Below are 24,272 nucleotides of genomic sequence, written 5' to 3'. Positions count from 1 at the left end.
GGGAAAGCCGTGAGCGATCAATTAAACGTCTACCTCTATTCAGGTACCCATTGGGATAGAGAGTGGTATCAGACCTTTCAGGGGTTCCGTTGGAGGTTGGTGGACGTGATGAACCAAATGATCGATGTTTTGGAGCGCGATCCGGCTTTTCAAGTGTTTCATTTGGATGGGCAAACCATCGTGCTGGATGATTATTTGGAAATTGAACCGGAACAACGTGATCGACTGGCCAAGCTGATTCGAGACGGTCGCGTAGTGATCGGACCTTGGTATGTGATGCCTGATGAACTGCTGTTGTCCGGGGAAAGCTTGATTCGCAATCTGGCGACTGGCTATAAGAAGTGCAGGGAGTGGGGAGTGGAACCATGGAAATACGGATATATTTGTGATATTTTCGGGCATATCGCCCAAATGCCGCAAATTTTCGCCGGCTTTGGTATACGGAATGCTCTGCTGGGACGCGGAACAAACGAACATACGACAGAAGCCCATTTCCGCTGGCGTAGTCCGGATGGCAGCGAATGTCTCACGTTCAAGCTTCCAGATTATTTCGGATATGGAGCGTTCTATTCAGACGTTATGATTCCAGCGGCCAAAGGGCAATTGACTGAAGCACAGCTGGACGAGAGGCTGAGGCTTCATATTGAATTTGAACGTGGTCGCAGCTCAGTGCCAGTTGTGGTGTTGATGGACGGGCTTGACCATGAACCGATTCATCCTGAAACACCGAATTTTATTGAGCGGCTGAAACGGTTGTATCCTGAAGCTGCGATCCATCATGCGGATTTGACGGTAATGCGAGATCTGTTGGAGACCTATAAGGACCGAATGCCAGCCAGAACCGGAGAATTATACGAGCCGGCCAAAATGAAGGCGCCGTATTTGCATTTGATTACACATACGTTATCCAGTCGTTACCCGCTCAAGCAAGCTAACGATGAATGCCAGGCACTGCTCGAGAAATGGGTGGAGCCTTTGCTTGCCGTCTCGCGACTGGAAGGCCTCCGCATTCAGCGGTCCTACGTGGACCTGGCCTACAGCCATCTGATGCAGAATCACCCCCATGATTCGATCTGCGGCTGTTCGATCGATCAAGTGCATAAAGATATGGGCTATCGGTTTGATCAAACGATGGAGATCGGTCAGCAGGCTGTATCCCGTGTATTGGAATTTTGGCGTGGCAAAGTCCAACAAGATTCAAAAGATGGATCAAGACAAACCATTCTGATCAGCAATCCGTTGCCTTTTACACGCAAAGAAGTGATAACCATGGATTTGGATTTTCCACATCAGTATCCAACCACCTACCAAGAGCCGTTCGGATATGAGTTGAAAAATAGCTTCAAAATCGTAGATCACTTAGGAAATGAGTGTCCTTACGGATTAGTTGATATGAAACGCAACTGGAAAGTAAGACGGCACAACCAGCATGTCGAAACCGTGACGCGCCATACCGTTTCCTTCGAGGTCGATATACCTGCAATGGGAATGGCTGCGTATGCGATAGTCCCATTTCAAGAAGCTTCTCGTTACTTGTCCTACCTATCGCGTAGTGAAAGGGAAGCCGAAAACGAGTTTATGAAGCTCACAATTCGGGATAACGGAACAATTTCCATCATGGATAAAGCTAACGGAATTGTTTATGACCAACTGCTGCAATATGTCGATGATGGTGAAATTGGGGACGGCTGGTACCACGCAGGGCCTGTTCGTGACCGAACAATCAGTGATGCTGGATGTGAATGCATCGTGGAGCGAGTAGAGAACGGACCTGTACGTGCTGTATTCCGCATCGTGAAACGAATGCGGGTGCCACGCGAGATGGTGTATGACCGTAACGGCATCCAGAGATCCGATGATACCGTGATTTTGTCAATCGAATCGCGAATCGGACTCTCAAAGGACGCTCGGCAAGTTGATATTGAGACTACAATCATTAACGTCGCTAAGGATCATAGGCTGAGATTAATTCTGCCAACGCAAATCAAAGAGACTTCTTATTTCGTCAAGCAGCCTTTTGCTTTTGTGGAGCGACAGGCGGGCATCAGGATGGAAACTGCGACTTGGCGGGAATGCGACGTACCAGAGAAGCAAATGGGTGGAATCGTCGGAAAACGTGCAAAAAGTGGAACTGGATTGGCATTCGTTTCACGTTCTGGCCTGCACGAATGCGCAGTGGATGACGATCCCGAAGGCACTATCCGGATTACGATGTTCCGCACCTTCCGGCAAACTGTCATGACGAACGGGGAGGAAGGCGGGCAGTTGATAGGTCCATTACGTTTCCAGTTTGCTCTGCGATTACTATCATCGGATACGACTTTTGCGGATCTCACTCGATTACAGGATCTGATGCAGGCTGGTGTGCGTTATTTCTCAGTGAAATCCGGTGATAAGGCTGGACTTCCAGCTCCGGTAAGCTACTTTAACCTGGTTTCGGATCATATTTGCGTCAGTATTATAAAAAGTCCAGATCGTGGAGTGGGGGATTTGATCATTCGTTTCGTCAATTTATCCGATAAAGTGGCGGAAGGAAAGCTCTTCTGCTTCCGTGAGCTCGCAGGAGTCGTAAAGGTCGATCTGGACGAACAAGACATGGAGGATGTCAACAGCTTTTTCAGTCACACTTTGGATCTTCAAATGGCACCTTGGAAAATTGAAACCTACCGACTTGTTTTTTCACAGAAAAGAAGTCAATAGCATCTGGAGGCGAATGCCAATATGTTGAAATGTTCGACCTTGCAGGAGCCCTTGGCCATAACGATGTGGGATTTCTCCTGGCTGACACGCCGATATTGCGGAGGAGGTTTCGAGAATTGGGAACAGGCATTGGATGAGCTTGTCGATCGAGGATATAACGCCTTGAGGATCGATGCCTTCCCACATATGATCGCTAGTGACTCTAATGGGAATATCGATATGGTTTTCCGAATTTATCCGCGAAACTTCGGCTTCACCTTCTGGGGCAATAGCTTCACAGTCGATATTTGCCCTCGTGTAGAGTTAGTCTTATTCTTAAAGGCTTGCGAAGCAAGGAATATTCGGGTAGGTCTTTCGACATGGATGATCGAATCTGATCCGATTCGCAGCGAAGTGCTGATGGGAGCTGATGAGCTGATCCGAATCTGGGACGAAACGATGCTTTTCCTTGATGAACAAGGAGCATTAGGTCCAGTTATGTACATCGATGTGCTGAACGAATACCCTTATTTTCACGGGTTCAAATGGATCAAAGATACGATGGCTTCCATGAAGGAACCTATTATTCAAGGCAGAACCGCCAATGACACGCAAAAACAATTTTACCGTCCCATCATCCACCATGTACTCACCTCCCTACGGGAACGTTGGCCTGATACTGACTGGTTCGCCAGCCAAACTCAAAATGTATGGACTGAGGATATCGACATGAATTACAGCGGCTTTGATATGCTGGATATCCATCTCTGGTTCGTGCATAACCCGGATTTGTCTAACGCGGATCCATTCTTGACGGCACAATATTCAGATCGGGAATGGGGACCGATTTATCAGCGCACACAGGAGAAATGGCAGTCGAATCGTCCCAATTATATATCATGGCTAGATAGCAAAATTGCCGAGATGTGCAGAGTTGCGGATCAGTGGTCACTGCCGATCGGGAATACAGAGGGTTGGGGGGCGATTTTTTGGGCGGATCATCCGTTCCTCGATTGGAATTGGATCAAGGAGACCGCTGAAATCGGCGTCCAAATGGGGAATACATACGGATATGCGTTCAATTGCACTTCGAATTTTTGTCACCCCCATTTCACAGGATACTGGAAAGACGTGGATTGGCACAAAGAAATGACAGGCAGGATAAAGCAAGGAAAAAGGCGAATGAATTCAATATAGTCAGGCATCATTAGGAGGAGACTTCATGAGAATTCATCGCAAATTAATGATCGTTTATTTCTTAATGAATCTGTTGATCACGACGATTTTATCAGCCTACTTCATCACCACCAACGAGAGAATGTCCTCCCGCAACTTGAGCCAGTTTTATGACAGTGTGCTTTCACAACAAAATAAAAACATTCTTTACAAACAACAAATTTATGAAAATTTAGCTGTTCAATTCGTGCTGTCTCCTATCATTCAAGAGCTGCTTGAGAGCACCGCGGAAATGTTAGCAGATAAAAATATTTACATGGTGCATACGGAAATTGATCGTTTGATCGGTTATTTGTACGCGCTGCGTGAACCTGGTATCCATAGCGTTCAGTTATTTCACAGGTCGGAGCAAGTGCCCTCGGATGGGAGATTTATTTTTCCTATGAGCCGTTTGAATCATACTTATAGCCAGGAAGAAACGAACGTGTCCGAGCCGAGCTGGAAATTGATCGCGGATCCGCTTTCAGATAAACACTACTTGTCCTTCTTGCAGCCGATTTTCAGCATCAAAACATTCGATAAAATCGGGTATGTGCAAATCGTAGTAGATCCTTCCTTATTTATGAATACGGACGATTATGGATATAACGCATCTGATTTCGGCAAAGTGAACACAAATTCATTCATTATGAACCGTGAAGGGACCGTTGTCCTACATCCGGATGCAAATAAGCTGGGATCAAGAGTCGATCCTGCTTTGACCGAGCTCGTTCAAGCCAATGAGAGCTTTATGAATACTTCCTATACGATGGATGAACAAGAATATCTGGTGTTGTGGAAGCCGATTCCTTCTTTGGAATGGTACAGCATTGCTTTGGTGCCTAAGCAAGCTGCTTTTGGCTCAATCGATCAATTCCGCAATACGTTGATTATTACGCTATTTATTTGTACGGCTGCTTTTTTCCTTGTTTCGTATTTGATAACAAAAAAGATCATGAATGGTTTGAAAATGCTGCACAAGAAGGTGCTGCGAATCGGCCGCAGCAATGAGTTGAATACACCTGAATTAGTCTACACGGGAACCGATGAAATCAGCGTGCTGGATCGGAGCTTTGATTCCATGATTGAAAATCTCGGCAATCTGATCAATGAAAATTATATTGTTAAACTTAACAAGCGTGAAATGGAGCTTAAATTTTTACAAAATCAGATCAACTCTCACTTTCTGTACAATACATTGGATTCGATTAAGAACGAGATCGATCTGGATGAACGGGATACGGCCGTGAAAATGATTACTTCTCTAGCGGACTTGTTTCGAATTTCGGTTTCACAGGGAAAAGAATTCATTCAATGGGAAGACGAGATTTATCATGCGCGCTGCTACTTGGAAATTATTAAGCACAGATTTGGGTACTCTTATGAGATTGAATGGAGAATTGATCGGGATATTTATCCGGTTTATACGCCTAAGGTCATCCTGCAGCCCATTTTGGAAAATGCCATATTTCATGGTCTCGTGCCAAATAAATCAAAGGGAATCATACAGATTGACGGCAAAATAGAAGACAATGCAGTGGAAATTCGCATTAGGGATAACGGAATTGGAATGTCTCCGGCTGTCGTTGACGAAATCCTTAACGGTACTGGGGAATATCAAGGTGTAGGACTGTCTAACGTACAAAACCGGATCAAGTTGTATGTAGGCGAAAGGTATGGACTAAACATCGAGTCGAATGAGGAAATTGGGACAACGGTGATTATACGACTGCCTATTTTGCATCAGGAGGAGATCAAGCATGTATCGGTTGCTAATAGCTGAAGACGAATACTCTACACGGAAATGGCTTTCCAGGAAAATCCAGTGGGAGGAGCTCGGCATCGAGCTCGTCGCAATCGTGGACAACGGGGTAGATGCTCTTAACCGGCTGCTTGAGGATCGTACGATAGATGTAGTGATGACCGATATCCGGATGCCTTTCATGGGTGGGATGGAACTCCTGCAAAAAATAAAAGAGAACGGACTCTTACCGGAAATCGTCATTTTAAGCGGCTTCGGGGAATTCGAATATGCTCAGCAGGCCCTTCAGCAGGGGGTTAGAGATTACTTGCTTAAACCAATTACTCAAGAGCAACTCACAGACGTATTTATTAAGCTCGTTAACCGTCTTCATGAGAAGCAGTTTAGTTCTAGTCAAAGTCTGCTGGCGAACCAGTTGAAAAACGAGCAAACAAGGAGAGCTAAGGCTGAATTGCTGGGTGGATGGCTTGCCCGTAAGAAGAAGTATGAGCCGATTGAACGCCATTTAAGCTATCTGGGCGTTACGCTTTCTAAGCCGCCTTATTTAATCGTGGTAGCCGAAATCGATGATTACCTGCTGTATAACGAGACTTACTCCTTGGAAGATCAAAAGCTTTGTATAGCGATGGCCTCTAACATTATGGAAGAAATAGCTAACAACCACGGTTGTGTGGAGGCTTTTTTCCTGGAGCCGAAAAAGTTTGTGTTCTGGTTTCATTATGATTCGGAATCGGGAGACATAGGTTCGTTCGTGAACGACTTGGGAACCCAATTTCAAGAGATGATCCGTGAGTATATGAAAATTTTTAAAATTACCGTTACGGTGGGAGCGGGCAATCTGGCTGAGACTTTGGAGCACCTTCGGGACTCTTTCGATCAGGCTGTGAAAGCTGTGGAGTCAAAGTTCTACCATGGAATATCCAAGATTTACACGTATAGAGATGCCGTATCGAAACAGGGAGATGTTCCATTTCCGGTTGAGCTGGAGAAACGCCTGATTTCGAGTCTAAAGCAGAACGATATGGATTCCGCTTTTCTCGATTTGGATGAATGGTTCGGACTTCTAGCTAAAAATGTAGAGAAAGAAACGATTTTGCTGCTCGTTAGCGAGCTCCTATTCCAATTGTTGAAACAACTCGGCGAGCTGCGTTCTCTTCCTGTCCCAAGCGACAAGATGGCGAGCTATGCCAATATGCTTGCTCCTATTGAAACATTCGAAGAAATGAAGTTATTAGTTAAAGAGTTAATTACTGATATCACAAGGACGATGGGGCAAGAGGCGGTGGGCCGCAATCCAATTGCTCAAGCGATTGAATACTTGAAGCTGAATTTGCATCGGGATATTTCTCTGCAGAGCATTGCGGAATATGTCGGTGTCAGTCCTTCTTATTTCAGCACGATCTTCAAGAAGTCCCAAGGGGAAAGCTTCATTGATTTTCTGGTTCGTCTCCGTCTCGAGAAATCACTCGGCATGCTTGAAACGACCCGATTGTCCGTAGCTCAAATCGGCGAAGAAATCGGTTATCACAGTTACCGTTATTTCATTAAGGTGTTTAAAAATCAATATGGAATTACTCCAACCCAGTACCGAGAGCGTCTGGAGTTCAAATATCAGAAATTGTAATAGAAGGAGTTCGGCCACAATTCCAAGTGTTCTAGGAGAGGAATGATTCATATCGTGGATGATCAATTACGTAAAGAATGTTTGCCGGGTGAAGAAGGGATCCTATTTTTTGAACAAAACGGATACTGGGTATCTCCCCCTCTTTTTACAGAAGATCAGATAAAAGCAATTATTGACCACCAAGATAGGATGTACGAGGGAAGCTATGAAACCGGACGTGCCCCCGTATGCAACTGGCTGCAAGGGGAGAATCCAAGTGCGCTTCGCAAAACGGACAATTCACATTGGTCGGATAGAACACTGATGTCAGTGGCTACGAATCGTACGATAGGAGCGATTGTCGCCGGTCTGATGAAAGCTGACACCATTAGACTGTGGCATGATCAGCTACTTTATAAGCCGGGAAGAGGTACGGGGAAGGAAACTGCGAATGTGGGCTGGCATCAGGACTTCTCCTATTGGCAATGCGCAGAGGAACCAACGCTGGTGACCGCCTGGGTTGCTTTCACCGATGTTGATTTGAGCAATGGCTGTATGCAGGTCGTACCTCGCAGTCATAAGTGGGGGCTGCTGAACGTCAGCGATTTCTTTGAGCAGAACTTGGAAAAGCAACAGCAGGAAATGGATATACCTGAGAATGAAATATTTTCGACGGTTCCATTGATCATGAAGGCGGGACAGGTGAGCTTTCATCATGCGTTGACGATTCATGGGAGCGGAGCCAATAACGCTGCTGACCCACGCAGGTCTATGGCTGTACATCTGATGACAGGAGATACGCGTTACAAGAAACACAGTAAAGGCGAATTCCATTTTAACGTAAAACTGTTGAATAGAAATGAAGGGGATTTATTTGAAGGTGACGCCTTTCCGGTCTTGTATCCTTAGGCATTACTCCACAACCATTCAATCGAATATCCGATTAGGAGTGGGTTCCATTAGCCGTATAGGAGATGAAGAGACGGAATGAACGAAGAAGATATCTTAACCCATCTTGGAGATGATTATGACCGGTATTTAGGGGCTATCGTTCCGCCAATATTTCAAAGCTCCTTGTTTACGAGGAAAAAAAAGGATCACGGATACATTTACACCCGTATCAGTAACCCGACAACAGAGATCGTGGAACTCAAAATCGCCGCCTTGGAGGAAGGGCAAGCGGCCAAATGCTTCTCTTCTGGTATGGGAGCCATTTCGGCGTCAATCATGAGCTTTGTGTCAGTCGGTGCGCACGTTATCTGCGTTCGCAGCGCTTATGGGCCAGCAAGGCAGTTTTTGTATTCATATCTGAACCGATTTGGCATAGAGACTACTTTCGTGAACGGAGACCGGATTGAAGATTTCGAACAAGCCATTCGGCCGAACACAAAGCTGATTTACTTGGAAAGTCCTTCCTCTAATCTGTTTGTCATGCAGGATTTAGAGGCGGTCGCTCAATTGGCGAAAGCCCATGGCGTGAGTACCATCATCGACAGCACATGGGCGACTCCGTTGTATTGTAAACCTCTAAAATTCGGAATCGATATGGTTGTTCACTCCGCTTCCAAATACTTGGGGGGCCACAGTGATATTGTTGGCGGAATTGCAATAGGCACGGCAGATGCAATGGAGAAGATCACCTATGAGGAGCGGGCGTTATTCGGCGCTATTATGGATCCGCACCAGTCATGGCTCCTGCTAAGGGGACTGCGCACATTGCCGGTCCGCATGCGGCAGCATCAGGAGAATGCCATGAAGATCGCGAAATTTCTGGAAAGACATCCCAAGGTGAAGCGAGTCTATTATCCAGGTCTCAAGAGCCATCCGCAGTACGAGTTAGGCAGAAAGCTGCTTACAGGCTATACCGGCTTGCTCAGCTTTCTCCCTCGGGCCAGCGATCAGGAAATTAAGGATATGATTCCTAAGCTTCGTCATTTCGAATATGGCGTGAGCTGGGGCGGCTTTGAAAGCTTAATCATTGATCCCGGTGTCGGCATCAGTGAAGAAGATTCACTAACAACGGGCATTCCACGTGGGCTTCTCCGGATCTCGGTCGGATTGGAATCTGTAGACTCGCTCATCAATGATTTGGATCAAGCATTGAATGGGTTGTCCTAAGTCATTGAATATTCGATTTATGAGCTAAAAACGGCATTCGGACTTATGTCTGAATGCCGTTTTTCATTTAGATCAATTAATCTGGAAGGACTTTTGTGCATTTGCTTGAATGATAAAGAAGTGATGAAGACGATCAGTGCAAGCTCATGAAGATGGTTTAACAAACAAATGATGACCATATAAATGAATAAGTATTGTTACTATTAAGGGAGCAGGAGATATTATGGTGTATAAATGGGATGAAACGTCAATACCTGATCAATCGGGGAAAACAATCATAATTACTGGATCCAGCAGTGGACTTGGACTGCAAACTGCGCTAGCGCTCGCCTGTAGAGGTGCAGAAGTGATTCTTGCCGTTCGTAATGAACAGAAAGGAATGGAGGCGGCAAAACAAATTAATTTGCTTCATTCAAAGGCAAACGTGAAGGTCATGAAGCTTAATTTGGGTGATCTTAACGACATTCGCAATTTTGCGTTAGATTTTAATAAGCAATATTCAAGCTTGGACATATTAATAAATAATGCCGGCGTCATGATGCCGCCCTACCAGAAGACAAAGGACGGGTTCGAGCTGCAGTTCGGTACAAACCATTTGGGTCATTTTGCATTAACCGGATTGCTACTCCCGAAGTTGCTCAGCACACCACACTCTCGTGTGGTAACGCTCAGCAGCTTAGCTGCCATGAAAGGGCGTATATTCTTCGATAATCTGGACGGTGCAAAAGGGTATCGAGGATTCCCTTTTTATAGGCAGAGTAAGTTGGCAAACCTGTTGTTCGCCAAGGAGCTGCAGATACGGCTTAGTGCATCCAAGATGAAAACAATGAGCATCGCATGTCATCCTGGCATTGCAGCAACAAATATCACTTCCCGGGGTTCGGGGCGCGAAATGAAGTTCTTAAATAAAATAATGAGCTCGTTGTTCCAAACTGCAGCGATGGGTTCGCTTCCAACCTTGTACGCCGCGACGGAACCTTCGTTGTTGGGAGGGGAATACATTGGACCTGATGGCCGAGGGGCAAAGAAAGGACATCCAGCAATCGATACTTCAATACATAAGCTGTTTGATAAGAATGTTTCAGAGAAGCTATGGCAGATTTCTGAGAAGCTGACAGGGGTTCATTACTCATTCCAAGATTAAGGCTAAAGAATAAAACAAGCGAACACCGCAAATCCACGGTATTCGCTTGTTTATTAACCGATGTTGTTTGGAGCATTGTCTGATATTCGCTTATCTCTCAAAAGTCAAACTCTACTCAGATAGAGAAGTATTTTAGGATGTAAATAATGGAAAATATGAACTAAAAACCTATCGAAATTGAATGACAATCTACTATATGTACTTTGAAAATAAAACGATCAAATTCAATGTTTGTTATTCTTTTGCGTTAATTCCTCCCATTTGACGGATGCTCGAAAACCCAGTTATATTGTGTGCCAAGCGAACGAGACAACCTCGGTTCACTTAAATTCAGCAATATGAGGGAGCTTATTTTTTATGAATCCGAACAACGAAACCAAGCAAGCGGCAATCACGCATGGTAAAGATTTAGAATGGTTTACTACAATGCCAGGGGAGCAAATGGCTATACGAATTCATAGCAGCCAGGTTGGCGGGGCCGTGACGATAATGGAAGCACGCGTACCAGCCTTAAGCGGACCACCTAAGCATTTTCATAAAGATAGGGAAGAAATTTTTGAAGTACTAGAGGGAACATTCCGCTTTCATTGCGGCGATGAAGAATTCGATGTCACTCCAGGAACAAGTGTCGTGGTTCCTCGCGGACTTCCTCATACATGGGCAAATATCGGATCTGAAACGGCACGCATTCTATTTACCTTTGCACCTGGCGGGATAGACGATTTCTTCACCAAAATTGGGCTTACTCCGCCCGAAGGTTGGCAGGAATTATCAGAAAGCTATGACACATGGATCATTGGTCCTCCGTTGCTAGCCGGTAAAAACTAAATTAAATGAATGATAGATTAGATATAGGTAGGACCGGGAACCTTAGGGTTTCTCGGTCCTTTATTATATATTCGTTTCAAGAAAAGAGAGGACGCTGAATAACCTCCGCGAAATAAACAAACACTGATGACGATATTTTCCCTATAGTTTCACGCAAATATACTAGCTTTTGATGATTAGATTCATAATGAGAACGATCGGTGCAAAATAATTCTTTACCGATCGTTCTCAATATGGTAAGATACTCTTCATAAGGAGGAGGCGTTGGAATGGCCAGAACCAAAGAGTTTGATGAAGATGCTGTTTTGCTTAAAGCCATGCGGTTATTTTGGGAGCAGGGTTATGAGAAAACATCCATGATGGACCTAGTCACACAAATGGGCGTTCACAAGAGAAGCATGTATGACACCTATGGCGATAAACATTCCTTATATATCAAAGCGTTAAAACGCTACAATGAAATGATAGAGAAATCCGTTAGAAGCCTGGTCAATGGCGCATGTTCAGCCGAAGAAGGTATTCGTTTGTTATTGGAAATGGCTGTCAATCAGGATAAAAATGAACTTCCAAAAGGCTGTTTAATGGTAAATACGGCCGTAGAGATGGCAACTCATGATCCTGAGTCGAAATTATGGGTTACACAGAACTTTACAAGCTCAGAGCAATTGATACGTGAGTTAATTAAGGCAGGTCAGCAGTCTGGTGAATTGGATCTATCACTAGATGCCGAAATGTTGTCCTACTATTTTAACAATGCATATACCGGGCTATTAGTGATGTCGAAGACGATAGATGACAAAGAGAAACTAAATAAAATTATCGAAACGACAATGTCCATGATAAAGAAGACATAATTTTTTTTAACAATTTAAGAACGATCATTCTCAATACACTATTTTAATAAAAGGGAGAAATTAAACATGACGAATCAACATAACAACATGCAACATAAAAATGACTTGCTAGAACTAGTACTCGAGGCTTCTGGCGGGCTTAAACGGTGGTCGAATATTCAAACACTTACGACAAAGCTCGCTGCAAGCGGCCCATTCTGGGAACTCAAAGGCTACAAAGACGCTTTCTTGGATGAGACTTTGGTAATCGATGTCCAACGCCAGCACACTGTTTTTACACCCTGGGTCGAGTCCGACCAGAAATTAATCTTTGACGGTGAAGCTGAACGAGTTACCTTGCAATATGCCGACGGTCAGACAGTAGAAAGCCGTACTAACCCACGTGCTTCATACGAAGGCTACGACATGTTCACACCTTGGGACAAATTGCAAGTCGGCTATTTCCTTAGCTACGCGATGTGGAATTACCTTACTACACCATACTTGTTCACTTTCCCAGGTGTAGAGACACGCGAGATCGAGCCTTGGGATGAGGACGGACAAACATGGCGCAGACTGCACGTAACCTTCCCTAAATCCATTGCCACACATACGGCAGAACAGACTTTTTATTATGACAGCGAAGGTATGCTTAAACGTATGGACTACACAGTGGACGTAAACGGTGACGCAGTTATCGCTCACTACATTGAGGAATACAAAACGTTCGACGGAATGGTATTTCCAACCCGACGCCTTATTTACCCGCGCAATCCAGACGGTACTGTAGACCGCAGTTTTATCCCGATTATTGTCGATATCCAAGATATTACGATTGCTTAATTCGCTTAATTGCTTAGTTAGCCTATTATCTATTACAAATTAAAGGAGATTACATCCATGTCCCAATACACTGCTCCAACTTTAACGATCACATCTAATAACCAAACTAACTATGCTTATCGCCGTTTTGGCAAAGCTGGTACGACTCCTGTCGTGTTCCTACAGCATTTTCGTGGCAATATTGACAACTGGGATCCGGCGCTAGTCGATGACATTGCCGCTGAACGTGAAGTCATTCTCTTTGATAATAGCGGGGTAGGACGTTCTACAGGAACGACGCCGAGGACGATAACCGAAATGGCCCGCGGCGCATTGGGTTTCATTGATGCTCTTGGCTTGACAACGATCGACCTGTTCGGCTTCTCGTTGGGTGGTTTTATCGCGCAAGAAGTTGCACTTCTACGTCCTCATCTTGTTCGCCGATTGATTCTTGCCGGAACTGGCCCAGAAGGCGGTAGAGACATGCATGGTTGGAAGAATGACATTCGCAGTCATGCGATTAAAGATGTTCAAGGCGCTGAAGACATCTACTACCTATTCTTTGCTCAAACGCAGAACAGTCAAGCCAAAGGCCAAGAATTCGTGGGACGTATCTTTACTCGGTCAGAAGATCGAGATGAGACGCCATCATTGGCAACGCGTGATGCGCAGGACGAAGCCATTATTCACTGGGGTATTCCCAATATGGGCAAATTAGCACGTCTTGCGGGAATCACGCAACCGACTCTCGTCGCTAACGGCAACAACGACATTATGGTTCCGACCGTGAACTCCTATTTACTCGCAGGTCACATCCCTAACGCGGAGTTGATCATCTATCCAGAAGCAAATCATGGCTTCCTGTTCCAATACCCACACGAATTTGCTGGAGAAGTGAATCATTTCTTGAATAAAGCTTAATTAAGTCAGACAGATAAGGCAGGCCAACACACTTGGTCTGCTTTTTCTTTGTTATCTAAATGGACCATGCATCACCAATTAGGTTTTACAAAAAAGCTTATTTGATACCTTGGCGATATGCAATTCTTACCTAATGGACCTCCAAAAGAAAAATGTACCCCGGAAAACGGCGTATTTGTACGCAATAAGACGTAAACGTACCTTACTGAGAACGTGATTTTACCCTAGAATCAACAATGAAAGCGCTTTAAAAATTTGGAATTTATAAAGGGAGGGTAATAAGTGAAGAACTGGAAGGAATTAAGCAGCATCTCACTCGCAATGATCATGACACTTTCACTTACAGCGTGTGGAGTGGAATCGAAGACTGCAGAAAGCGCAAAACCATCTCCTTCCGCACCAGCAGCTGCAACGCCAACTACTGCACCCGCAGCAGCAACACCTGCAAGCCAAATTGTTAAGCTTAGTATTTATACCAATCACTTCGACGATGACACATCTAAACCGTATGATTATGCGGTCGCCGAGCTGAAAAAAGAAATGCCAAACGTTGAAATTACTTTGGTTCCTGGGTTGCAAGATAATGGTCAAAAACTCAAAACGCAAATGGCAACAGGAGACTTGCCTGATATCATCGATACTTCTTGGGATATCATGCAGATCGGCAGCAAATCGAATAATATTTTGACTTTAGATGATGCGCCTGAAACGGCACAGTTCAAGAAAGATTTGAACAAAGGTAATGAAGCAAAATTGGTTGCACCAGACGGTCACGTATATGGATATCCGTATGCTGGCACTGAATTTATCATTTTATATTATAATAAGAAACTATTTGCGGAAGCAGGCGTACAGGCACCAATCAAAACGATTGATCAATTGAAGGATGCCGCTAAAAAATTCAACGCAAAGGGAATCATTCCGCTTGCGATTTTCTCCAAAGAAAAATGGATTGGCAATGCGCTATTGCAAGGTTTCATGACTCGCGAGGAATCGAAAGGCTATGGCGCTCTGAATGGCGCAATGGAGGCGCCGGCAGCACTGAAGCTGGCCGCTAAGCAAGTAGAGGAGCTGCAAGCCGCGGGATTATTCGCAAAAAATGCGACCCAAACGAATTATGATCAAGCTTCCTCGTTATTTTACCAAGGCAAGGCAGCCATGTTTGTTAATGGCCAATGGGAAATTCCGAGCTCGCAAAAGAATCTGGGAGACAACGTAGATTTCATGAACTTCCCAGCGAAAGATGAAGCGACCTATGAAAAAGCAAAGTTTGCAATGAACGGAGCAGGGGGTCCTGGAGGCTTCGCCGTGTCTGCAAAAACGAAAAACAAAGAAGTTGCGACTAAAGTAGCTGCGTTCATGGCACGTAAATATGCGGAGTACAAATATACACAAGTTGGCACACCGATCGTATCCGTCAAAGTCGATAAGGCAATCACTGCGCAAGTGCCTGCGATGTTGACGCGCCTTGGCAAAGAAGTGATCCCGAATATTACAAGCTTCGCGACCGTGCAGAATGATACGAACGTTAATCTGAGTATTGACGACAACTCACAGAACTTAATCGTTGCTGGATTTACAGCGGATCAATTTGTAACGAACCTTAATAAAATCCTGAAGAAATAATACCTTCAGTACCTTATGACTCGCATCGACTTGTAAGTCGGTGTGAGTCTTTTTAAAGAAAGGGAGCATGGAAATGAAACAATACCTTGGAAACAAACAGGCCATTATCATTTTTTTAACACCGGCAATTGTTCTATATAGCGTTATTGTGTTTTATCCCATTCTTCAAGTATTTTACCGTAGCTTCTTTGAATGGGATGGGCTTAGCGCCGCGACCTTTATCGGCATCAGAAATTATATCGTTCTTACGCAAGATTATTTATTAACCACTTCGCTCCGTAATGGGATGTTATTCGCCATTGTTCTGGTCATTTTCCAAATTGGTCTAGGTACGATATTGGCGCTTATTTGCGCTGACCCGACGGTGAAAGGACGAAAAGTTCTGAAAACAGCCTATTTTATTCCCGTTGTCCTATCGGTCACCGTCGTGTGTCAACTTTGGCTTTCCATGTATGACCCGGTGAATGGCATCATCAATAAATTATTTGAGGCACTAGGGATGGACTACCGTCAAGATTGGTTGAACTCACCGAGCTTCTCGATTGTTGCGATTGCGTTCGTCAATGCTTGGCAGTATATGGGTTTTCAGTTTGCTTTGCTCTATGCCGGCGTGAAATCCGTTCCTGAGCATTATGCGGAAGCAGCTAGAATCGACGGAGCGGGTAAATGGAAGGCGCATTGGTACATCACGCTCCCACTGATGAAGGAAACGTTCAAGTTTTGCACAATCATTGCCATTACAGCAGGGATTGGTGCTTACGTGCAGATGGCGATTATGACGAATGGCGGCCCGGGCACGACAACCTATACGATTACATTCATGATCATCCGGAACGCTTTTTCGGGCAATCAATATGGGTATGCTTGTGCCATTTCGGTATTGTTGATTGTGATTAGCCTAATCGTCACTATTATTATCAACAAAGCCTTTGATAGCAGAGAAACTGGATTGGAACAGGGATAAAGGAGAGTCATAGTATGAACAAAATCGTAGGAATCGTCCTGCAGTCCTTTTTATGGATTTACTTCGTGATTTCCGTATATCCGTTAATTTGGATGGTCTTTTATTCGTTGAAAAATAACGATGAAATTTTCGTAACCAATCCATTTGGAATACCGACGAACTTCAGAATCGAGAATTACGTAAATGCATGGAGCAGATTCAATGTCCCCACCTATATTGCCAATAGTGTGATTGTGTCAACAATTACGACAATCGGTGTTGTCATCTTCGCCGTTATGTTTGCTTACGCAATTGCCAGACTTCGCTGGAAATTTCGTGAATCGGTACGGATTTACATGATTATCGGCATGTTTATTCCAATTCAAGTCATCATCATTCCCTTGGCTATTATCGTGAAAGATTTTCACTTGACGAATACGTACGGCGCTCTATTGATCCCTTACGTGGCGTTCGGGCTACCCTTTGCCTCGATGGTATTTTACGGCTTCCTGCGAGGGATTCCACAAGAGCTGGAAGAATCAGCATGTATGGATGGCGCCTCGATTTATCTCGCTTTCTTTCGCATCATTCTGCCAATCCTTACTCCAGCCATCGCAACTATTGTTATTCTTCAGTTTATGGGGACGTGGAATGAATTCTTTTTGGCGTCGATCTTGATTACCAACGAACAATTAATGACCTTGCCGATTGGACTCGTCTATTTCCAAGGGCTTCATGCGACCGACTGGGGCGGAATGGGTGCTGTTATGACGATTGCGAGCTTGCCGATGGTCGTGTTATACCTGATTTTCACAGAACAAGTGGAGAGAGCTCTGACGGTTAGTTCTGCTATAAAGGGTTGACGTGCTTTAGCAGGGAATAATATAGATAGTAATTGAAATGTTAATTTATTCCTTTATACAATTCAAAAACCGAAAGGAGAAACGAAATGAGCGAACTAGGCGCTAAAGATAACACGTGTAGAGTGGTTAAAAGAGGATTCTCAGCAGTTGGAACAAAGCATGAAGCGAAGTATTCAGAATACCCAACCGTAATTCCGCTATCATTTGATTCTTTAATAAATCGTATGGAGGAAATCCAAAATCGAACTGGTGAAAAATTGGCTCTATACGAACCAGGTAATTATGCACCCGACAATCTTGGAACCTACTATACAACCGCTCAAGTCACAGAGATTGGTTCTATTCCACAAGGTATGGTAAGCCAGACTACTCCTATGTGCACTTATGCTGTCTATACGCACAAAGGTGAGATTTGGAAAATAGGTGATGCTTATGGTTCTCTTAACCATTGGATTGAAGAGAATGGCTACAAACATAGTAAAGGTTGGGTAGTGGAGTTGATGGACGAAAGATTTAATCCGACATCACCAGAAAGTGAGCTAGAGATTTATACACCAATCGAAGAGAAATAGTAAGGGGAACGGAAATCCGTGATCGAATTAATAAGAATAGACTGGAAAGAAATATTGACTAAGTACAGTTTAAGGATAACCGGCAATCGATGGGACGCGGAGGATTTAACGCAAGATGCGATTGTTAAAGTGATTGAGGCAGTTCGAAAGAACCCAGAAAGACCTGTTACGAAAGCCTATTTGTACCGTATAGCGAAGAATGCATGGATTGATAGTCAACGAGCACTTAAAATCCGAACTGTACCGTTTGAACAAAATCATGAAGCAGTGGCTCCTGATTTCTTGTTATCTAGCCGAGAGCTATTAGAGCAGTTAGCCGAACGACTTTCACCGCTGATGTGCGTAATATTGCTGTTAATGGATGTATTTAATTTTACGGCAAAGGAGACCGCGGTGTTCGTAAAGATGAGAGAAGCCACAGTACAAATATCCTTAGGACGCGCTAGACTTAAGCTAAAAAAGTTAGCTCAAGAGTCAACTGTAATTAAGACGAAAAGAGCCGTTCAATTAAGAAAGGAAACTGATGTGGATTTCGATGCGTTGGTTGACGCTTTTCAAAGATGCGATCCAAAAGCTATATATCGTGCTTATATCGGACTAGCGCAAGAGGGTATTCATCTCGCACAGCTTAAGGCATTAAACGGGCAGTTGCACTTTACGTTCAGAGATCCTGACGGTAATCTATTCAACGTCATTTCAAAATAAATATTTTGGGACTGTTTGGTTTTAGCTTCATTCAACGTTTCTTGAAATGGAGTCATAATAACAATGAGGGGATGATCGGCATGTCGGGAATACTAAGAAATGCGTTGAAAGCCGTGTGTTCCATTTACGTACCAGTTAGAAATCCTTTAAAGTCTGCGAAATGGTGGCAGCAAAATTTCGGGCTAGAGTATGCAGTTCCTTACAATGAAGCGGAGGCTCAAGTCATCTTAAAGTTGTCAGACGGACAATGGCTGCACTTGGTAGAGACTGAAGGTCCAATCGACAATCAATTTCCGAATAAAGCGGGGTATGAAATGTTCAGGTTGACCTTTGAAGTGAGGCAGATCGAAGTGCTGTATGACCATCTAAAAACAACTGACGTACAAATCGACGGGCTAGTGGATCGCGGGAGCTGTGGAATTAATTTTGTATTTTATGATCTAGATGGCAATAAATTTGACGTGAATGAATGTGTAAACGTTCATCGGACTCCTGAAGAAGTGGATAAAGTTAAAGTTCATTTATTCGACCAGGTCAAGATTCATTGAACTAACGGTACTAAACGACCACATGAATTTCGAGTATAAGAAAAAGGCAACCGGATTGAGTTAATCGGCTGCCTCTTTCTGATGTTTGCATAGCTGTTGGGATTACTCTACAGTTTTTTCTCCACCGGTTGCTAACGGCTCAAACGAATGATTGACGGATGCTTCCTCAATGTCATAAACTGCCCAATGTTCGTCCGGGACATCGGTCCAAGGCGAGTGCTTCACTCCGTAAAGCGGTCCTCTACCGAGTACACGATTGATTACGGTGACCGCTTCTGCCCGAGTGAGCGGTTTGGCAGGGCTGAACGTACCATCTGCGTAACCTTTCAAGTAGCCCGCACCTTGGGCAGCTTTAATGGCATCTTCGGCCCAAAGACCGGCCGTATCGGTAAAGCCAGCTCCAGTTCCATTAGGGCTCACCGCGAACCGAGCAGCAAGTACGGCCATTTCGGCCCTGGTGATCGGTTGCTCTGCCTTGAAGGTGCCGTCTGCGTAACCTTGCATTAATCCCAGTCGTGAGACTGTGGCGATGGCGTTGTACGCCCAATCATCTGGGGTTACGTCAACATATTCGCTGCTGTTGCCTGATGCCCGCTTGGTCGCTATGCGCGAGAGAATCATAGCCATTTCTGCGCGAGTAATGTGGTTGTCTGGATGGAACAAGTCGTTTTCGTAGCCTTGGATGTACGCTTCGTGCGAGAAGGACAATGTCTTGCCATCGACCTTCAAGAGAGCAAACGCACTGAATTTACTCGTCGTAAATTGAATGCCACGGCCGCCTTCGAACGTTGTGACGGTACCTTTTTTAAACTCCTTAGTCCCGTCGCTGTGTTCAATGTACACACCGATTTGCTGAATATCGGCATCGCTCAAATCTCCGGGAAGCGGGAGAATGAGGGTTACCTCATGATTTTGCAGGTTAGTCACAATGTCTACCGGACGGCCAACCAGAGCGGCTTTTCCGCCTCCGGCAACGCTCAGCACGACTGTCGCTGCATTGGCGCGCTGTTCCAAATCCTTGCCTGCACCTGAAGCTTTTACAGGAACAAGGTTGAAATAAATTTCGTCTTTCAAGCTCTTCAGCGAGTCGTTCGAAATTTGGACTTTGACATTAGCTGTATTGAGGTCTAGGCCAAGCCCGCTTTCACTTAGCAAACTTAGCGAATCTTTACTCACTACAACATTGGTTAAGGCCACGACATCTTTGTCATCGGGCAGGGAAATGACAGCCGATTTGGCGCCAGAAGTCTGGGACTTCTGTATTAATATTTTCGTATTGTCTCCCGAAAGCTTAACTGCCTCTTTGCTCGAGCCATCAGCTTGTGTCGTACGCACGATGTTAACTGCGCTGGTGTCAGTACTGCCACTTACAAAGCCGCCGCCAGTTTGCGGTGCGGAAGGTGTGCTGTCAACCGTGGCAATATCGAATTTGAACGCATCTACAAGCATATAGCTGCCTGATTTTTTGACCGCTTTCAGTGTGTGAGAGCCTTTGGAAAGAGACGAGATGTGGTAAAGACTGTTTCCAGCACTCCGAGTGGTCGAATGGGCATGGATAGTATCCTTCAACTGATCATCAATATAGATGTCAATGTCACCCAATTCCGGCCCTGTTGGTGAAAGGATCTCAATTCCGCTTCCTGTGAATGTATAGAGGAAAGAGTCTCCATTCACGGACGTTGCATGAACATCATCCGCATAATCACCTTGAAAAGCAAAAGAAAGCTTCAAGTTACCGACAGGTTGATAAGTGAGATATTCTTTTTTAATCGTCACTTTATTGCCGTTAATTTCATAATCGGTCGGATTTACGAGTGCAGTGTTACCGTTGGAAATGCTGCGCAAACTCTGTGCGTTGCCAATGATGTTAATGCTCACATCTGCAGCTGCTTTTTTGTTGAAGTCGGCGGCAGAGACGTCAATCAGGTCGGATTGCTGTACTTTAAGCGCATCAAGCAGCATGAACTGCCCAGACTTTTTGACGGCTTTCAGCGTATGAATGCCAGGCGTCAAGTTCATAACGGTATAGACTTCCTGTTGGGCAACGTTATGCGAATTCGCTCCGTAAGTATGAGCAGTTCCGTGTAATTGACCATCTATAAAGATATCCACATCGCCTTGACCCTGATCGACTTCGGTTATATAGGTAATGCCAGTGCCATTAAACGTATAGGTGAAATAGTCGTTATTTTGCTCTACATAATGAACGTCCTTGCCGTAATCGTTAAAAGGACGATTTGTACTGCGGTTCCAAGCCCCAGTGAAGTGAATATCCGGGTTGTCGTCGTTGATGTAGGTAAACCTTCCAGGGGATGCCGAGTTGCTAATGGTTATAGCCAGCGTTTGCGGATTTCCCGAACTGAACGCGAAAGTCAAATTTGTCAGTCCAACAGGCTGTTGGGTCAAATAGGATTTCAAAATTTTCACTACACCGTTAGTAAACGTATAGTCCTGTCCAGGCGTTAAGGCGGCTGCGCCGTTCATAATGCCTGTCAGAGTGTTGCTGCCGCCAAGTGTTAGCGTGGCAGAGACGTCCGCTTGTGCGGATGTTTTCTTGTCAAAGACGGCGGTTGAAGGATTAAGCGACGTTCCAGTAACCGCGATGGGTAGCGATTGCGAGTCACCGCCGGCAAAAGTGAAGTCTAGTTGGAGCGTGCTCCCTGAAGACTGCTTGAGCAGGTATTCTTTTCTAATCGTTACAAGATTGCCACCACTTATCGTGTAGTCTGTATTTGGCTGCAGCAAAGCTGAGCCATTCTTGATGCCAGTCAGCGAGCTATCACCAAAGATAAGTCTCGTGGTGATGTCAGCAGGTTGATCTTTGTTAAAATTGTTCGCGGAAGGTTGACCTAAAAGCGTTTCGGTTGTCACCTTCAAAGCGTCCAGAATGAGGAAATGTTGACCACTGCCGTTTCTTACCACTCTCAATGTGTGCGCACCTTGCGGAAGATCGGCGATACGATAGACTGAATATTGCCCCGACTGCTGTGCACCTTCTGTGTCCACAGTGCCTTTCAGCTGCCCATCGATGTAAACGTCCATCCGTCCATTGGATGTGCCTTGTTCAGAGAATACTTCAATGCCGGTACCCGTAAAGGAGAAGTTGAACTCCGGCTCTGTGCCGCTGTCGGATTCTCCATAATGAACGTCACCCTGGTAGTCACCAAAAGGTCTTCCGCCGTGATGTCCCCATTTGTTTGAATATTGGATCAACGGATCCGTGTCGTTAAGATAGACGGCATGAGTGACCGTAGCGTCACCAACATTTGCTTGCGCCGAAACATTATTTTCGCTCTGAGCAGCAGTAGCGGAAGAGGAGTCTGTTACGGCAATGGACAAGTCTTGGGCGTCGCGAGCCAGTTCTTTACCGCCGTTGCGTGTCCATGTTCCTGTGTATCTCAAGCCAGTGTCATCATCATTGACGATGGATTTACCTCCCAGCGCCGTTACTTTGAATAAACGCGAGGCGTGTTGCTCCAAGGAAACTGGACCATAACCAGAAGCATAAGTGCCAAGTTCGGTATGGCTCCATAAGTCGCGAACGGAGGCCGAACCACTCAGACCGATGTCGCTCCAGTTAACGGTAATAGGCGCTGCTTTGTTTCCAAGATTGAAAAGAGCTACCGTATAAGTGCCATCGCCGTTATTGGTATACCAAACTTGTTGGTTGCTCGAGGTAGATACCGGGTGTACGGGTCGTCCGGCTTGATTGACAGCGATGACTTCGTCGTTCGTAAGTAAGTCAAGACCATAGGCGTCGAGGTTGGACAGGTCATCACCTGTATATAACTGAGCGGATGAAGCTGCCCACAATGTTGCCGCCGTTTGTCTTTCGTCTTTGGTCAAACCGGAGGTAGAGCCATTGCCGACATTCAAGGAATCAAAATCGTTCCAGCCTCCCGGTCCGGCATCGCGCCACCAGAGCGCAGCGTCGGGGAACAAACGCGCAATATTAGCCCATTGCGTCATGCCAACCTCGGGGTCGTAAGATTCCACATCCCAATCGACCCGCCAGCCATTGGCGTATTTTTTCCAGTAATCCACGTAGTTGTGATCGAGAGCCCAGGACAGTTCAAACCAAATGTTGTGTCTACTAAGCGCTGTTGACCAGGCTTTGACGTCGTCACGTGCATCGATACTGACATCATTGTGCCCGGAACCAGGCGTTACACTATCGAATTTGATAAAATCCACACCCCAGGATGCGATCTTATCCGCGACGGAATCAACATATTTTTGGGCGCACGGATTGCTGAAATCGATTTTGTAGCCGATGTTCCAGTAATCAGCGTACTTATAAGGCTTTACAACAATATTACCTATCGTACAGCCAGGTGCGTTATAAATAGGCAAGTTCTGGGTTACCGCGTCAGGCGAGACGCCAGGGATGAGATACAGGCCGACTTTTTGCCCGTTTCCATGGATGTAATCGACGAGATTCTGAAAACCTCCCGGATATAACGTCGTACTTGGCACCGGTCTGCCGTACTCGTCCATGCTGCCGTTCCAGCCCGCATCAATATTAATATAGTTGTATCCATGTGCCTGCAGTTTCTCGTGCATGGCGTCAGACATCTTCTTAAGCTTTGCTTCGGAAATCCAATTGCCAGATGGTCCGTCGTAGACCTGCATACTGTAACTGCTCCAGCCCATATACGGCTTCTGTGCCAAGCCATTGTCGGCTGCTTTGACCGTACCTTCGCCAGTCGGGACGTAGCCAAGCTGAGCGATGACAAACATGGCGAGCAGCAATCCCAGCCAGAGCTTTCTTCGGCGTTGCAATCTGCTTTTCATCTTCACTTGTCTCCTTTGTCGTTGAACTGATTTCTTTATGTAAGCGTTACCGCACTTGCACACGACCGATTATATAAGATAAATTCTGAGCGTGGATAGGTACACTTCTGCCTTAATCCGTACAATTGCCCAATTTTGACAAGAACTAGATCTTATTTCCTTCAGAACTAGAACAAAGAGTTAACCCCAAGAAATCTTTTCACAGGTTAATTTAAATTATGGTAAGTTTAATTTAAGAAATAATTTCCATTTGAATGTAGCCTATGTGTTATATGGCATGTTTTGAGGGGGGCTCC

At 45.1% G+C, this 24,272-nt stretch carries 18 protein-coding genes; 17 read left to right on the top strand and 1 reads right to left on the bottom strand.

The window, feature by feature from the left end; genetic code table 11:
- Positions 1-9: 9 nt before the first annotated feature.
- The 17 genes from AC58QG_RS03580 to AC58QG_RS03500 all read left to right on the top strand — a co-directional run bounded on the left by AC58QG_RS03580 (position 10) and on the right by AC58QG_RS03500 (position 19,182).
- On the top strand, positions 10-2,700 hold the full coding sequence (locus AC58QG_RS03580) for a glycoside hydrolase family 38 N-terminal domain-containing protein (protein ID WP_497360730.1): 2,691 nt from the start codon (positions 10-12) through the stop codon (positions 2,698-2,700).
- Positions 2,701-2,721: 21 nt separating this feature from the next.
- On the top strand, positions 2,722-3,876 hold the full coding sequence (locus AC58QG_RS03575) for a cellulase-like family protein (protein WP_497360729.1): 1,155 nt from the start codon (positions 2,722-2,724) through the stop codon (positions 3,874-3,876).
- A gap of 25 nt (positions 3,877-3,901) precedes the next feature.
- Positions 3,902-5,677 carry a sensor histidine kinase gene (locus AC58QG_RS03570; RefSeq protein ID WP_497360728.1) on the top strand — a complete coding sequence of 592 codons (1,776 nt, stop codon included), beginning with the start codon at positions 3,902-3,904 and terminating at the stop codon, positions 5,675-5,677.
- Positions 5,655-7,280: a response regulator gene (locus AC58QG_RS03565; RefSeq protein ID WP_497360727.1), complete on the top strand. Its 1,626-nt coding sequence runs from the start codon at positions 5,655-5,657 to the stop codon at positions 7,278-7,280. The genes AC58QG_RS03570 and AC58QG_RS03565 overlap by 23 nt, the downstream gene beginning before the upstream one ends.
- A 42-nt stretch (positions 7,281-7,322) precedes the next feature.
- Positions 7,323-8,168: a phytanoyl-CoA dioxygenase family protein gene (locus tag AC58QG_RS03560; RefSeq protein ID WP_497360726.1), complete on the top strand. Its 846-nt coding sequence runs from the start codon at positions 7,323-7,325 to the stop codon at positions 8,166-8,168.
- A 78-nt stretch (positions 8,169-8,246) separates the two neighbouring features.
- Positions 8,247-9,377 (top strand): trans-sulfuration enzyme family protein, encoded by a 1,131-nt coding sequence (locus AC58QG_RS03555; RefSeq protein WP_497360725.1) that lies wholly within the window; start codon positions 8,247-8,249, stop codon positions 9,375-9,377.
- A 223-nt stretch (positions 9,378-9,600) separates the two neighbouring features.
- Positions 9,601-10,521 (top strand): oxidoreductase, encoded by a 921-nt coding sequence (locus AC58QG_RS03550; RefSeq protein WP_497360724.1) that lies wholly within the window; start codon positions 9,601-9,603, stop codon positions 10,519-10,521.
- A gap of 357 nt (positions 10,522-10,878) precedes the next feature.
- Positions 10,879-11,349, top strand: coding sequence for a cupin domain-containing protein (locus tag AC58QG_RS03545; RefSeq protein ID WP_497360723.1), 471 nt, complete (start codon positions 10,879-10,881; stop codon positions 11,347-11,349).
- A gap of 269 nt (positions 11,350-11,618) precedes the next feature.
- The gene (locus AC58QG_RS03540; protein WP_497360722.1) at positions 11,619-12,203 is read left to right on the top strand and encodes a TetR/AcrR family transcriptional regulator; all 585 of its coding nucleotides are present in this window, start codon (positions 11,619-11,621) and stop codon (positions 12,201-12,203) included.
- A gap of 66 nt (positions 12,204-12,269) precedes the next feature.
- Positions 12,270-13,025 carry a hypothetical protein gene (locus tag AC58QG_RS03535; RefSeq protein ID WP_497360721.1) on the top strand — a complete coding sequence of 252 codons (756 nt, stop codon included), beginning with the start codon at positions 12,270-12,272 and terminating at the stop codon, positions 13,023-13,025.
- 57 nt (positions 13,026-13,082) lie between these two features.
- Positions 13,083-13,925: an alpha/beta fold hydrolase gene (locus AC58QG_RS03530; protein WP_497360720.1), complete on the top strand. Its 843-nt coding sequence runs from the start codon at positions 13,083-13,085 to the stop codon at positions 13,923-13,925.
- A 282-nt stretch (positions 13,926-14,207) separates the two neighbouring features.
- Positions 14,208-15,551 (top strand): ABC transporter substrate-binding protein, encoded by a 1,344-nt coding sequence (locus AC58QG_RS03525; protein WP_497360719.1) that lies wholly within the window; start codon positions 14,208-14,210, stop codon positions 15,549-15,551.
- 73 nt (positions 15,552-15,624) lie between these two features.
- A complete protein-coding gene (locus AC58QG_RS03520; protein WP_497360718.1) occupies positions 15,625-16,515 on the top strand; it encodes a carbohydrate ABC transporter permease in 891 nt (296 codons plus the stop codon).
- Positions 16,516-16,529: 14 nt separating this feature from the next.
- A complete protein-coding gene (locus tag AC58QG_RS03515; RefSeq protein WP_497360717.1) occupies positions 16,530-17,357 on the top strand; it encodes a carbohydrate ABC transporter permease in 828 nt (275 codons plus the stop codon).
- An 86-nt stretch (positions 17,358-17,443) separates the two neighbouring features.
- Positions 17,444-17,929, top strand: coding sequence for a GyrI-like domain-containing protein (locus tag AC58QG_RS03510; protein ID WP_497360716.1), 486 nt, complete (start codon positions 17,444-17,446; stop codon positions 17,927-17,929).
- Positions 17,930-17,947: 18 nt separating this feature from the next.
- Entirely contained in the window at positions 17,948-18,634 is a 687-nt protein-coding gene (locus tag AC58QG_RS03505; protein WP_497360715.1) for an RNA polymerase sigma factor, read from the top strand.
- Positions 18,635-18,714: 80 nt separating this feature from the next.
- Positions 18,715-19,182, top strand: a complete 468-nt coding sequence (locus tag AC58QG_RS03500; protein WP_497360714.1) for a VOC family protein — start codon at positions 18,715-18,717, stop codon at positions 19,180-19,182.
- 102 nt (positions 19,183-19,284) lie between these two features.
- Here AC58QG_RS03500 and AC58QG_RS03495 read toward each other — a convergent pair whose 3' ends face one another.
- The gene (locus AC58QG_RS03495; protein WP_497360713.1) at positions 19,285-23,976 is read right to left on the bottom strand and encodes a X2-like carbohydrate binding domain-containing protein; all 4,692 of its coding nucleotides are present in this window, start codon (positions 23,974-23,976) and stop codon (positions 19,285-19,287) included.
- Positions 23,977-24,272: the final 296 nt, after the last annotated feature.

The sequence above is a fragment of the Paenibacillus sp. J22P169 genome (assembly GCF_059691995.1).
Note: the sequence above shows the minus strand (reverse complement) of the source record. Positions and strands in the feature narration are given on the sequence as shown.